11 protein-coding genes are annotated in these 13,145 nt (G+C 73.4%); 6 read left to right on the top strand and 5 right to left on the bottom strand.

What is annotated here, in order from left to right:
* The first annotated feature begins 305 nt into the window (after nucleotides 1–305).
* The 4 genes from ACIP4X_RS11335 (at nucleotide 306) to ACIP4X_RS11350 (ending at nucleotide 4,447) form a co-directional block, all read left to right on the top strand.
* Nucleotides 306–944 carry a YeeE/YedE thiosulfate transporter family protein gene (locus ACIP4X_RS11335; protein WP_358736931.1) on the top strand — a complete coding sequence of 213 codons (639 nt, stop codon included), beginning with the start codon at nucleotides 306–308 and terminating at the stop codon, nucleotides 942–944.
* On the top strand, nucleotides 944–1,360 hold the full coding sequence (locus ACIP4X_RS11340; RefSeq protein ID WP_358736929.1) for a YeeE/YedE thiosulfate transporter family protein: 417 nt from the start codon (nucleotides 944–946) through the stop codon (nucleotides 1,358–1,360). The genes ACIP4X_RS11335 and ACIP4X_RS11340 overlap by 1 nt, the downstream gene beginning before the upstream one ends.
* Before the next feature lie 304 nt (nucleotides 1,361–1,664).
* Nucleotides 1,665–3,569 carry an ABC transporter transmembrane domain-containing protein gene (locus tag ACIP4X_RS11345; protein ID WP_391458696.1) on the top strand — a complete coding sequence of 635 codons (1,905 nt, stop codon included), beginning with the start codon at nucleotides 1,665–1,667 and terminating at the stop codon, nucleotides 3,567–3,569.
* Nucleotides 3,566–4,447, top strand: a complete 882-nt coding sequence (locus ACIP4X_RS11350) for a serine/threonine-protein kinase (RefSeq protein ID WP_358736925.1) — start codon at nucleotides 3,566–3,568, stop codon at nucleotides 4,445–4,447. The genes ACIP4X_RS11345 and ACIP4X_RS11350 overlap by 4 nt, the downstream gene beginning before the upstream one ends.
* Here ACIP4X_RS11350 and ACIP4X_RS11355 read toward each other — a convergent pair.
* Both ACIP4X_RS11355 and ACIP4X_RS11360 read right to left on the bottom strand, forming a co-directional pair.
* Nucleotides 4,444–5,196 carry a hypothetical protein gene (locus ACIP4X_RS11355; protein WP_391458693.1) on the bottom strand — a complete coding sequence of 251 codons (753 nt, stop codon included), beginning with the start codon at nucleotides 5,194–5,196 and terminating at the stop codon, nucleotides 4,444–4,446. The genes ACIP4X_RS11350 and ACIP4X_RS11355 overlap by 4 nt on opposite strands.
* Nucleotides 5,186–5,773 carry a sigma-70 family RNA polymerase sigma factor gene (locus ACIP4X_RS11360; protein WP_358736922.1) on the bottom strand — a complete coding sequence of 196 codons (588 nt, stop codon included), beginning with the start codon at nucleotides 5,771–5,773 and terminating at the stop codon, nucleotides 5,186–5,188. Before ACIP4X_RS11360 ends, ACIP4X_RS11355 begins: the two co-directional genes overlap by 11 nt.
* A gap of 242 nt (nucleotides 5,774–6,015) precedes the next feature.
* Here ACIP4X_RS11360 and ACIP4X_RS11365 point away from each other — a divergent pair, with 242 nt between their 5' ends.
* Nucleotides 6,016–7,992: an NAD-binding protein gene (locus tag ACIP4X_RS11365; RefSeq protein WP_358736958.1), complete on the top strand. Its 1,977-nt coding sequence runs from the start codon at nucleotides 6,016–6,018 to the stop codon at nucleotides 7,990–7,992.
* Between the two features lie 79 nt (nucleotides 7,993–8,071).
* Here ACIP4X_RS11365 and ACIP4X_RS11370 read toward each other — a convergent pair whose 3' ends face one another.
* Complete coding sequence (locus ACIP4X_RS11370) at nucleotides 8,072–9,916, bottom strand: prolyl oligopeptidase family serine peptidase (protein ID WP_401347888.1); 1,845 nt, start codon at nucleotides 9,914–9,916, stop codon at nucleotides 8,072–8,074.
* 201 nt (nucleotides 9,917–10,117) lie between these two features.
* Here ACIP4X_RS11370 and ACIP4X_RS11375 point away from each other — a divergent pair, with 201 nt between their 5' ends.
* Nucleotides 10,118–10,924 carry an SURF1 family protein gene (locus ACIP4X_RS11375; RefSeq protein WP_358736918.1) on the top strand — a complete coding sequence of 269 codons (807 nt, stop codon included), beginning with the start codon at nucleotides 10,118–10,120 and terminating at the stop codon, nucleotides 10,922–10,924.
* A 12-nt stretch (nucleotides 10,925–10,936) separates the two neighbouring features.
* Here the strand turns inward: ACIP4X_RS11375 and ACIP4X_RS11380 are convergent, their stop codons facing one another.
* Both ACIP4X_RS11380 and ACIP4X_RS11385 read right to left on the bottom strand, forming a co-directional pair.
* Nucleotides 10,937–12,100 (bottom strand): hypothetical protein, encoded by a 1,164-nt coding sequence (locus tag ACIP4X_RS11380; protein ID WP_391458688.1) that lies wholly within the window; start codon nucleotides 12,098–12,100, stop codon nucleotides 10,937–10,939.
* Nucleotides 12,097–12,792, bottom strand: a complete 696-nt coding sequence (locus ACIP4X_RS11385; RefSeq protein ID WP_391458686.1) for a SigE family RNA polymerase sigma factor — start codon at nucleotides 12,790–12,792, stop codon at nucleotides 12,097–12,099. Before ACIP4X_RS11385 ends, ACIP4X_RS11380 begins: the two co-directional genes overlap by 4 nt.
* Nucleotides 12,793–13,145 lie beyond the last annotated feature (353 nt).

Raw genomic sequence — 13,145 nt, forward strand, 5'->3', positions numbered from 1 at the left:
CGGCACCTCGAAAGTAATCCCCAGCCCCAGCCCCAGCCGCAGCCGCAGCCCCAGCCCCAGCCGGACGCCTGGTCCCAGGCCGCACCGGCCGGTCCGCCTGAGCCCGCCTCACCCGGACCCGAACAGCCGGGGCCCTCGGCCTGGTTCGGGGCGCCGCCCCCGGCTCCGGTCGCGGCTCACCCATCGTCACCACCCCACATACCGGCCCCCCGGCCCTCGGACCGTCCCGCTCCGCACCCGGCGCGTACCGCCGGCCCGAAGCGCGGCCTGCTGGGCCGGGTCGCCGACTGGATGAGAGGTCCGGCATGAACTACTGGCCCTGGTGGGCGGGCGCGGTCGGACTCGCCCTGGTCACCGTCAACTACACCCTCACCACCGACCGGTCCTTCGGGGTGTCGTCCGCCTGGGACCGCGTGCTGCACTGGCGCAGCGAACGCCGTCTGGAGAAGATGGACGACGAGTTCGCCGACGATCAGGCGCTCGCCGAAGCCCTCGCCGCGGCCACCGCGGAACACTTCGGAACGCTGCCCGGCGCGCCCACCTCGGCCCAGCCTCCCTACGGGAACCCGCAGCCGCCCGCGCCCGAGCCCGCAGCCGAACCGGTCACCAGCCAGCGCCCCGCTCCCCTCGTCACCCAGGCCGCCCTGCTGGTGTCGATCTTCCTGGGCGGGCTGATCGCCTCGCTCGTGTCCGGGCGGTTCGAGATCCGTCACGACATGGGCCCCGGGTTCCGGGACCTGGTCACCTCCGATCCGGTCACCATGGTCGTCCTGCTGTTCCTGGGCGGCGTGCTGGTCGGCTTCGGCACCCGGCTGGCCGGAGGGTGCAGCTCCGGCCACGGGCTGAACGGCTGCGGCAGGCTGCGCCCGGTCAGCATCGTGGCGACCGCCGTGTTCTTCGGCACCGCCGTCGGGGTGTCGTTCCTCCTGTGGAAGGTGATCTGATGCGTACCCGCGGCGCGATTCTGCTGGCCAACATCATCACCGGGCTGGCCCTCGGCTTCACCGTCTCCAACATCGGCTTCGGCGACTACGCCGAGCTGAACCGCATGTTCACCTTCCAGGACCTGCGGATGTTCCTGTCCTTCGCGGGCGCCGTCGCGATCATCGTGGTCGCGTTCTTCCTGCTGAGGGTGCGCCGGACCCCCGGGCGCATCCACGCCGGTGTGATCCCCGGCGCGGTGCTGTTCGGTACCGGGTGGGCGATCTCGGGCGGCTGCCCGGCGATCCCGATCGTCCAGGTCGCCTCCGGTTATCTGCCCGCCCTGGTGACCATCGCCGGTGTCGCCGTCGGCATCTGGCTGTGCCGCTGGGCCAACGCCCGGTTCTTCCACCTGGACCGCGGCTCCTGCGGGCTGTGACCGGGCGTCAACCCCTACCTGAAGGTGTTTGCCCCGTTTTGACCTGAGGCGCCATCCGATTCCTGATTCGGGACGTATCCCCCTACGAGACATGTTCCATCAGGAGGAAACCCATGGCGATCTTCACTGCACTGTTCCCCGCCCTGAATCGTGATCACGGCGGTGGCCACGGCGGTCACGGCGGTGGCCGCGGCGGCGACCACGGCGGGCGCGGCGACCACGGGCGCGGCGGACGCTACGGCCGTAGCGGACACGGCGACCACCGGGACCGCGGGTCGCGGGGCAACCGTCACGGTTACTGATTTTGGCCACACCGGCTGACTCGGAGCGGAGCGGACCGGAGCCCCAGGGAGCCGGTCCGCTCCGTCAGTACGTCCTGAGCCGCCTGCTGTCGGTGGGGGCGGACCAGGAGGGCGTGGTCACGGCCGCGCCACCGCTGCCCCTGCGCGAGGTGTTCCGGCGATTCTGGCCCTACACCCGAGGGCGCCGGGGCTGGCTCGCGCCGCTTCTCCTGCTCAGTACGACGGGCCCCCTCGTCGACGCGGCCGAACTGTGGCTGTTCAAGATCCTGGTGGACGAGGTGCTCGTCCCGCGGGACCTGCGTCCCTTCATCTGGATCGCGCCCACCTATGTGGGGCTGATCCTCCTGTCCGGCGTCTTCGGGTTCGCCGACGACGTGACCTCCGCGTACGTCAGCGAACGCTTCCTGCTGTCTCTGCGCTCCGACGTCTTCCGGCACGTCCAGGGGCTGTCGCTGGGGTTCTTCGAACGGCGGCGGCTCGGTGACGTGCTGTCACGGATCACGGGGGACGTGGACTCCGTCGAGACGTTCCTGCTCTCCGGCGTCGCGGACGTGTTCTACGACCTGCTCCAACTGGGCGTCTTCCTCGGCCTGCTCTTCTATCTGAGCTGGGACCTCACGCTCCTCGCGATCGTCATCGTGCCGCTGTTCTGGGGCGCCGCCCGCCACTTCTCCCGGCTGACCAAGCAGGCGTCGCGGGAGCGCACGCGCCGCAGCGGCTCGCTCAGCGCGGTCGCCGAGGAGTCGCTGGGCAACGCGACCCTGGTCCAGGCGTACAACCGGCAGGACTGGGAGCAGCACCGCTTCGAGCGTGAGAACGTGGGCCGCTTCCGCGCCGCGATGGCCTCGACACGGATCCGGGCCGTCTACCGGCCGCTGGTGGAGCTGATCGAGGTGTGCGGCGGTCTCGCCGTCATGGGACTGGGCACCTGGAAACTCACGCAGGGGCAGCTCACCCTGGGCGGGCTGCTGGTGTTCCTGGCGCTGATCGGCAAGCTCTACGGACCGGTCCGCGACCTGTCCCGCCTCGGCCCCACCTTCTACGCCGCCTCCGCCTCCGCCGAACGCATCGTGGAGCTGCTCGACCAGCGGCCCCAGGTCCGGGAGGCGCCGGACGCGCGGCGGATCGGCCGGGCCCGCGGGGAGGTCGAGTTCGACGGGGTCTGCTTCCGCTATCCCGAGACGTCCCGCTGGGCCCTGTCGGACGTGTCGTTCCGTGTCCGCCCCGGCGAGACCCTGGCCCTGGTGGGCGCGAGCGGGGCCGGGAAGTCCACGGTGGCCAAGCTGCAACTGCGCTTCTACGACCCCGACCGGGGCGCCGTCCGCCTCGACGGCACCGATCTGCGCGAGCTGGCCCTGACCGATCTGCGCGACAGCGTCGCGGTGGTGCTCCAGGAGACGCTCGTCCTGCACGGCACGGTGCGGGAGAACATCGCCTACGGCCGTCCCGACGCGGGCGACGCGGAGATCGTCGAGGCGGCCCGCGCCGCGGACGCCGACGAGTTCATCCGGCTGCTGCCGGACGGCTACGACACCGTGGTCGGCCAGCGCGGCCGGACGCTGTCCGGTGGGCAGTGCCAGCGGCTCGCCATCGCCCGCGCGATGATCAGGGACGCGCCCGTGCTGCTGCTCGACGAGCCCACCACCGGCCTGGACGCCCTGTCGGGCCGGCGGATCATGGACCCGCTGCGCCGGCTCATGGCCGGCCGGACCACCGTCGTCATCTCCCACAATCTGCTCACGGTCCGCGACGCCACCCGGATCGTGGTGCTCGACCACGGCCGGGTCACCGAGTCCGGGACCCACGACGAGCTGTTCGCGCGCGGCGGCACGTACGCGCGGCTGCACCGGCTGCACAGCGCGGCCGCGCCCACGGGGCCGCCGCCGCAGGGCACGGTGCTGTCATGACCGCCGCCACGCGGACGGCGGTGGAGCCGCCGCTGCCCGCGGGCACCCGCCCGGTCCCCGGCTACGAGATCCTCGGGCATCTGGCCCGCACGGGCTGGCTGGACCTGTACGACTCCTGGAGCGAGGAACGGGCCTGCCGCTGCGTCATCAAGGTGCTGCGCCCCGACCTGCGCGACGACCCGGGACTGGGCGCCGAGCTGCTGCGGGAGGGTGGCTGGCTGCGCGACTTCACCCACCCGCACCTGGTCCGCGCGTACGAGACGTTCGCGGAGCCCGAGCCGCTCGTCGTGATGGAGACGCTGACCGGGGAGACGCTCGCGCATCTCCTCGGCCGGCTGCGGCGCCGGCCCAGCGCGACCGACGTGGCGCTTCTCGGGGTGCAGCTGTGCTCCGCGGTGCACTACCTGCACGGCCGGGGGCTGCTCCACCTGGACCTCAAGCCGGCCAACGTCGTCGTGGACCGCGGACACGTCAAGGTGCTCGACCTCAGCGTGGCCCGGCCGCCCGGTAACGCGCCGCGCGGGACGGGCACGTTGGGCTACCGCTCGCCGGAGCAGGCGCGCGGCGGGCCGCTGACGGCCGCGGCCGACGTGTGGGGCATCGGCGTCACGCTGTACGAGACGGCCTGCGGTGACGTGCCCTTCCCCGAGGGCGAGGAGGACGAGAGCGAGGACAGCGCGGGCGGCGTCCGATGCCCGCTCCTGGAGGACGCCGCTCCGCCGGTCGCGTCGCTCCGCCGCCTGCCGCGCGCGCTCGCCGGAACCGTCGACGCCTGTCTGGGCCTTGACCCGGCGAGCCGGCCCACGGTCCCCGGACTGGCCGAGGCCCTGGGCACGGTGCTCCCGAGCGCGTGGGCAGCCCCCCAGGACACGGACTAGGACGTCTCCTCGCCCGTGGCGAAGTGGGTTCTGGCCAGGACGGTGCCGTCGGAGGCGAGTACCCGTGCGCCGGCCAGCTTCGCGGGGTCGACGGTGGCCGGGCCGCCCCAGGAGCCGCGGCCGCGGTGCAGGGTGAGGTCACCGACGCGGACGGTGGTGCCGTCCTTGCGGACCAGCCGGCAGGTGACCTTGCCCTCGTGGGGTCCGCCGGCCCTGGTGAGGTCGACGTTCATGTAGATCCAGCCCGGGGAGCCGGGGTGGGCGTAGACCTCGCCGGCCGGCCTTCCGACCGCGTCGGCCGAGGTGAGACCGCCCCACAGCATGCCCGTCCCGGCGGCGGTCGCGGCGGGCCGGCTCATCGTGGACTCGATCGCCGTGCCGACCGCCCAGCCGCCGAAGCCTACGACGAGGAGGAGCGTGCCCGCGGCGGCGGCGACCCGGGGCCGCAGCCGGCCGAGCACGCCCGGACGCGGGATACCCGACGCCCGCGAGCGCGGACGCTTCTCGTGCGCCGCCCGCTGCGTCAGCGCCTGCGCCACCCGGCTCTCGAACCCGACCGGCGGCTCGCTCGCCGGCAGCAGCCCGATCAGCCGGTCACCGAGCAGAGTGAGCTGTGCGATGTACTCGCGGCAGTCCGCGCACCTCTCCAGATGCGCGACGGCGCCGGCACGCTCGCGGCCGGGCAGCACGCCCAGCGCGAGTTCGGCGCCGATCTCGCGGAGTTTCTCGCAGCTGGTCTCACCGGTCATGGTCGCCTCGCTGGAAGGAGGCGAGGGTGGTGCGCAGCTTCCCCATCGCCGCCCTGACCCGTGTCTTGGCGGTGCCCAGCGGAATGTGCTCCCAGTCGGCGATCTGCTGGGCGGTCATGCCGTAGATGCCGGCCATCACCAGGGCACGGCCCTGTTCACGTGGCAGCTCGGCCACGGCGGCCCGCAACCGGGACGAGGCCTCGTCGGCCAGTGCGTGCCGCTCGGGGGTGTCGCTGACGACGTCCAGGATCGCGTCGAGGTCCTCCGGCGCCACCGGCTCCTGGCGCCGTGACCGTACGGCGTCGATGGCGAGGTTGTGGGCGATGGTGGTCAGCCAGGTCGTGACCGACCCCCGGCGCGAGTCGTAGATCTGCGCGTGCCGCCATGCCCGCTCGAATGTCTGCTGTGCGATGTCCTCCGCCAGTTGGGGATCCCCGGTGACCGCGACGGCGACGCCGTAGACCCGGTGCTGGAACCTTCTTACGAAGCTGACCGCGAGTTCCGGATCACCGGTGGCGAGCCCGGACAGCAGAGCCTCGTCCGGGAGCCGGCCCACGGGGAACCAGAATCTCGACACATCGGTATATACGGACCATCCCCGTCCAGGGATTGCCCGACCGGAACGGAATCCCATACTCCGATTCTCACGCGGGACCGCCCTCACCGCGCCCCGCCGCGGAACGCCCCCGGGCAGGGGCCGTGCGGTGACCGCGCGGGGCCGGGGCGGAGGGTGGAACCACCCGTCCCGGTACGGCAGTCTCTTCCCTCGTGGGGAGCGTTCCGTATCAGAGTGGCGTGCCGGACGGCACGGGCGCGCACATGGTGGTGTGCGGGGACGACGGGCTCGCGCACCGGCTGGCCGCCGAGTTGCGGGGGGTGTACGGCGAGCACGTGACACTGGTCGTGCCGCCCTCCGAGCGCACGGTACGGCCGCCGGTGGTGGGCCGGACCCGTACGGCGTCGGCGCTGCTCGACCGGGTGGACCGGGTGGTGAGCGCGGCCGTGAGCCGGGCCGGAGTCGGCGCCGGCGGCGCGGGCGGCTCGGCCAACGGCACCGGCGGCGGCACGGGCGGTCAGCCGACGGGCCCGGACCGGCTGCTGGAGGCCGCCGAGCTGACCGAGGCCGTGCTCGCGGACGCGGGCGTGGACCGGGCGGCGGCGCTGGCCCTGGTCTACGACGACGACGAGACCAACATCCGCGCCGCCCTGACCGCCCGCCGCCTCAACCCGCGGCTGCGGCTCGTGGTGCGCCTGTACAACCGGCGGCTGGGCCAGCACATCGAGGAACTCCTCGACCAGGCCGCCGCGCTGGCGGTCGGCGGCGACATGGCGGCGGGCACCGACGCGTCCACGACCGTGCTGTCCGACGCGGACACCGCCGCCCCCGCGCTGGCCGCCAGCGCCGTCGTGGGCACCAGCAAGGTCGTCCAGACCGACGGACTGCTGCTGCGCGCGGTGGAACGTCCGCCGCCCGCGCCGGGACAGGTCGCCGACCCCGGGCTGTGCACCCTGGCCCTGCTGTCCGCGACGAGCAGCGACCCGGCCGGCGCGGACGGCTCCGAGGACAGCGGCGACCAGCGGCCGCAACTGCTCCCGGACGAGGCGGCGGTGGAGGCGGCCACCGGGCGCGGGACCGTGGTGCTGGAGCAGGTCTCGTACGGCGGCGGTCAGCCGCTGTCCGCCCGGCGCGTGGTGGCGGCGGCCGTTCCTCCGCTGACGTCGCTGTTCTCGCGGCGGCTGCGGTGGACGGTGGCGGGCCTGCTGGCGTGCGTGATCGCGCTCGCGGTGGCGCTGTGGGTGGTGGCCGGGGTCCATCCGCTGGGCGCGGTGTACCTGACACTGCTCGACCTGTTCGCCATCGACGACCCGGCGCTCGGCGAACCGGTCGGACGGCAGCTCCTGCAACTGCTGACCGGGCTGGTGGGCGTGCTGCTGCTGCCCGTGGTGCTGGCGGCGGTGCTCGAGGCGCTGGGCACGTTCCGGTCGGCGTCCGCACTGCGCAGGCCGCCGCGGGGGCTCGGCGGGCACGTCGTCCTGCTGGGACTCGGCAAGATCGGCACCCGGGTGCTGACGCGGCTGCGCGAACTGCGGATCCCCGTGGTGTGCGTGGAGTCGGACCCGGAGGCGCGCGGGGTGGCCACGGCGCGGCGGCTGCGGGTGCCGGTGGTGCTCGGGGACGTCACGCAGGAAGGCGTGCTGGAGGCCGCGAAGATCCACCGCGCGCACGCGCTGCTCGCCGTGACCAGCGCGGACACGACGAACCTGGAGGCCGTGCTGTACGCGCGGTCCGTGCGCCCCGACCTGCGGGTGGTGTTGCGCCTGTACGACGACGACTTCGCCACCGCGGTGTACCGCACCCTGCGGGCCGCGCACCCGCACGCCCTGACCCGCAGCCGGAGCGTGACGCACCTGGCGGCGCCCGCGTTCGCCGGCGCGATGTTCGGCCGGCAGATCCTGGGGGCCATCCCGGTGGAACGGCGGGTGCTGCTGTTCGCGTCCGTGGACGTGGCCGGGCATCCGCAGCTCGAGGGCAGGACCCTCGCGGAGGCCTTCCGCCCCGGGTACTGGCGGGTGCTGGCGCTGGACGTGGGGATGACCGCGGACCAGCGGCGGGAGCCGGCGGCGCCGGAGGCGGCGGCCGAGCACCCGGACCGGGCCTCGGCCCTGGTGTGGAACCTGCCCGGCACCTACGTCCTGCGCGGGGAGGACCGGGTGGTGCTCGCGGCGACCCGGCGCGGGCTGGCGGAGCTGCTGGGCCGCAGGCCGCGGGGGCGGACGGGAACCCAGGGATCATAGAAGGCACGCGGGGCGGGCGCGGGTGGCTCAAGGGCGCTCCGCCGCCCGTGAACCGCCCGCGTCCCGCGGCCCGGCTGCCCTACTTCCGCTTCCCCTTCGGCAGATGCCGCTCCGCGAAGTCCAGTTCCAGGCGGATCTGCTTGATGCGTTCGTCGACGACCAGGGAGCCGTGGCCGGCGTCGTAGCGGTACACCTCGTGGACGACCTCGCGCGCCTCCAGGCGCTTGACGTAGTTCTCGATCTGGCGGATCGGGCAGCGCGGGTCGTTGACCCCGGCGGAGATGTAGACCGGCGCCGCGACCCGGTCGACGTACGTCAGCGGCGAGGAGGCCTCGAAGCGCTCCGGCACCTCCTCGGGGGTACCGCCGAGCAGGGTGCGGTCCATGGCCTTCAGGGCTTCCATCTCGTCGTGGTACGCCGTGACGTAGTCGGCGACCGGGACCACCGCGATGCCCAGCGCCCACAGCTCGGGCTGGGTGCCGAGACCGAGCAGGGTGAGATAGCCGCCCCAGGAGCCGCCGGTGAGGATCAGACGGTCCGGGTCGGCCAGTCCCGAGCCGACGGCCCACTCGCGGACCGCCGCGATGTCCTCCAGCTCGATCAGGCCCACCCGGTGCTTGAGCGCGTCCGTCCACGCCCGGCCGTACCCCGTCGAGCCGCGGTAGTTGACCCGGACCACCGCGTATCCGTGGTCGACCCAGGCGGCCGGGCCCGCGGCGAACGAGTCGCTGTCGTGCCACGTGGGGCCGCCGTGGATGTCGAAGACCGTGGGGAGCGGTCCGGTCGCGCCCGCGGGCCTCTGCACCAGGGCGTGGATACGGCCGCCGGGGCCCTCCACCCACACGTCCTCCACCGGCACCGACCCCGGCGACTTCATGCCGGGCGGGTCGAGGACCACCCCGCCGTGCGTCGAGCGGACCGCGGAGGCCTCGGCCGACGAGGACCACAGGTACTCCACGCTGCCGTCCGGGCGTGCGGTCGCGCCGGAGACCGTGCCGGGCGGGGTGGGGACCCTGGTCAGCTCGCAGGTGGCCAGGTCGTAGCGGAACAGCTCGCTGCGGGCCTCGAAGCCGTGCACCACCAGCAGGCCGGCGCCGTCCGGGCACCACTCGGCGCTCACGTCGCCGGGCAGGTCGAGGGCCAGGTCGTGCTCCTCGCCCGTCGCCACGTCCCACACCAGCGGCTCCCAGCGGCCGCGCCTCTGGTGGCCGACCAGCAGCCGCGTGTCCCCGTCGACCGGGGCGAAGCCCAGCACGTCCAGGCCCAGTTCGACCGTTCCGCCCTTGGTGTCGTCCAGCTCGGCGACCGTCGTGCCGTCCGGGCGCAGCACGCGCAGCGCCGAGTGCATCGCGTCGCCGTGCTCGGTGTGCTCCAGGGCGATCAGCGAACCGTCGTGGGAGAGGTCGCCCACGCCCGCCGACTCGCGGTGCCGGTAGATCTCCGTCACCTGCCCGTCGCGGGCCAGGTGCAGGGTCGTGCCGTCCTCGTCGGTGGAGCGCCCCACGACCGCCGTGCGGCCGTCCCGGCCGAGCGCGAGTCCCGCCGGATACGACGCGCCGAGACCGGGCACGGCCGCCTCGTCGGCCCCGCCCTCGAAGGGCTGGCGCCGCCAGACGCCGAACTCGTCGCCGTCCTTGTCGTCGAACCACCAGATCCAGTGCCCGTCCGGCGAGAGCACACCGTCCGTCGTGCCGTTCGGCCTGTCGGTGACCTGCCGCTGGTCACCCGTCGTCCGGTCCCAGGCGTACAGCTCGTACGTCCCCGTCGCGTTCGACACGAACAGGGAGCGCTCCGGCGCGTCCTCCGCCCAGTCGGGCAGGGACACCCGGGGCGCTCGGAAGCGCTTCTCCCAGTCCGGCATCTCCTCGATCAGTGGCCGCCGGTCGAGCTGCTGCGGCGAGTCGGACCCGTTGCTCTCAGTCATGACCCCATACTGCACGCTTCCGGGGACAACGCGCTGTCCGGTCTCCCCAGCCTGTGGAAAACTCCGCCCGGACTCTTCGCAACCTCTTGCCTTTTCCACACCGTTCCCGCCCGCCCGGCGCCCCGCGCCCCGTCCCCCGGAGGTGGGAACGGGCCGACCCCGCGACCGGAGTGCGGCGCGCGGCACCGTACCTTTGAGGGCGTGTACCGGTTTCTGCTGACACCTCGCTGGTGGGGCATCAACGTCTTCGTGCTGCTCGCCATCCCCTTCTGCGTGTTCATGGGGTCCTGGCAGCTGAGCCGGTTCGAGGCGCGCGTGCAGGACCACCGGACCGCGACCGAGCAGGCCGCCTCCTACCGCAAGGAGGCGCCGCGCCCGCTGGACCGGCTGCTGCCCGTGGACAAGCGCACGTCCGGCATGCAGACCACCGCGACCGGCCGGTACGCCGATCAGCTCCTGGTCCCCGACCGCGATCTGGACGACAAGTCCGGGTACTACGTGCTGACGCTGCTGCGCACCGGCTCCGGCAAGGCGCTGCCGGTCGTCCGCGGCTGGCTGCCCGGGAAGCCGGACGCGGCCAGGGTCCCGGCGCCGCCCGCGGGCGAGGTCACGGTCACCGGAGCGCTCCAGGCGTCGGAGACGCCCGGTGACAACGGGGTCAGTGCCCGGGGCGGGCTGCCGTCGGGACAGACCGCGGCGATCAGCGCGGCCTCACTGGTGAACCTCGTGCCGTACCCCGTGTACGACGCCTGGGTCACCCTCAACCACGCCGACGCCGGGATGACGGCCGTACCGGCGAAGGCCCCGGACAACACCGGCCTTGACCTGAAGGCGTTCCAGAACCTCGGCTACACCGGCGAGTGGTTCGTCTTCGCCGGCTTCGTCGTCTTCATGTGGTTCCGGCTGGTGCGCCGCGAGGTGGAGGCCCTGCGGGACGCGGAGCTGGGGCTCGCGCCCGAGCAGGCCCCGGTGCCGGCGTCCGCGTCGAGCGGCGCGTCCGGCGCCTGAGCGGCTTCTAGCCTAGGACGCCGGGAGTACTCCGGTCCGGTAGATCGTCCCCGCGCACGCGTTCGTGACCGTCACCGACGTCGAGGGCGAGCCGGCCTCCGGGGTGTGGGAGACCACGACGCCGCCGTCGGCCGTGCCGTCCGCCAGGAGCATCTGCGTGGAGACGCCGGAGTCGCCGCCCGTGGTCGTGGCACCCGTGGTGCTGACGCCCTGGGTGGGGGACGGGTCGGACGAGGGTCCGCCGGTCTCGTTGCCGCCGGTGCTGCTGCCGCCGCCGGTGGTCGGACAGGTCTGGGAGGGCACCCAGGCGAACTTCACCTCGTACGCCGAGCCGGACGGCAGGAGCAGTCCTGCCACCTCGGTGGAGGGGTCGGGCAGTCCGGCCGCCGCGTCCCCGGAGGTGTGGGCGACCACGGTGATCCTGGTGGCGTCGGCCGCGCCCTGCGCGAGGGTGCTCACCGAGCCCGAGCCGCCGACCCGGCAACTGCCGCCGGAGACGTTGGTGACGTGGAAGGTGCCGTAGACCACGCCGGCCGAGTCGGGGACGTCGACGGTGGCGGTGGCGGAGCCGAGCTGGGAGGCCGTGCACACCGGGGCGTCGCTGCCCGAGGCGGCCGCGGGGCTGTCCGGACCGCCCGTGGGTCCGCTGTCGGCGGCGCTGCCCGTACCCCCCTTGCTGGTGTCCTTCGGGTCCTTCGTGCCCTCGCCCGCGGTCTTGCCCGAGGAGCCGCCGATGCCGCTCTCGCCGCCGTCCGGGCCCTTGCCCCCGCCCGCGTCGCCCTGGGCCTGTGAGGCCTGGCCCGCGATGGCCGGGTTGGCCTCGGAGGCGGCGGTGTTGGAGACGTGCACGAGGGCGGGGATGGCGGTGCCGACGAACAGGGCGGCGGCCGCCATGCCGACGACGGCCTGCCGCTTGCGGGCCCGCCGCGCCGGGACCGCGCGCCGCAGGTGGTCCAGTGTGCCGTCCCGGGGCTCGACGTCCTGGACCGCCTCGTGCAGCATCCTGCGCAGTGCCAGCTCGTCCGAGTCGAACCCGTCCGGGCCGAGTTCGTCGGGGCTGTGGTTCACGGTTCCGTTCCCAGCGTGCGATGACGTGTGCTCTTGGTGGTCCGGCTCGCGCGACGCGTCGGGTTCGTGTTCCTCGTACGCGTCGCGGTCCTCGTCGCGCTCCCTCATGCCGACGCCCCCATCGCGACCCGCAGCGCCGCGATGCCGCGCGAGCCGTACGCCTTGACCGAGCCCAGCGAGACGCCGAGGGTCTCGGCGACCTGCGCCTCGGTCATGTCCGCGAAGTAGCGCAGCACCAGGACCTCGCGCTGACGGCGCTGGAGGCCCTTCATCGCCTTGATCAGGGAGTCGCGCTCCAGCTGGTCGTAGGCGCCCTCCTCGGCGCTGGCCATGTCCGGCATCGGCTTGGACAGCAGCTTCAGGCCGAGGATGCGGCGGCGCAGGGCGGAGCGGGAGAGGTTGACGACCGTCTGCCGCAGATAGGCGAGGGTCTTCTCCGGGTCCCGGACGCGTTTGCGGGCGGAGTGGACCCGGATGAATGCCTCCTGGACCACGTCCTCGCAGGAGGCGGTGTCGTCGAGGAGGAGCGCGGCCAGGCCCAGCAGGGACCGGTAGTGCGCGCGGTAGGTCTCGGTGAGGTGATCGACGGTGGTGCCGGCCGCCGTGGTCTCCTCGGCGGCCTCACGCTGACTGGGTATGCGGGCTGGCCGCGCGGCGGGCATGGGCGCGATCACCGGCATGCCGCCGGGCACGCGCGGACGGAGCGCCGCGCGGGGCGGCCGCAGGGCGACGCCGCGGGCCGCCGACGGGGATGCCCCCCGCTCGAAGAGCTTGGGGGTGAACTCGAGAACCTCTGCCACGCCAGTTGGACACGTCTCCCCCCACCGAGGTTGTACGTGCCGGGAAAGTCGATTGCGCCAGGTATCACGTCCGGCACCGTTCTCGTGGCAGGCGGCACAACCGAATGCGCCTTGTATGCCCTCATGCGTCCCGCTCATCCCCTATGCCTGAATCGCCGGAACGTCCCCACGTCCCGCAGCGTCCCCACGCCCGCGAAGGGCGACCGCAAAGACGCTCCCCGCCCTTCGCGCGGTTGCAAAGGACGGGGAGGCAAATCGTCGGCCGCCGAACAGCGAACAGCATGGATCAAGTGGCCCAGCCCACCACCGGATTGATTCTCACATGGATCCTACAAACGGAAAGGCTCCTGGCC

It is taken from the genome of Streptomyces sp. NPDC088817, assembly GCF_044750345.1.
Classification (GTDB): Bacteria; Actinomycetota; Actinomycetes; order Streptomycetales; family Streptomycetaceae; genus Streptomyces.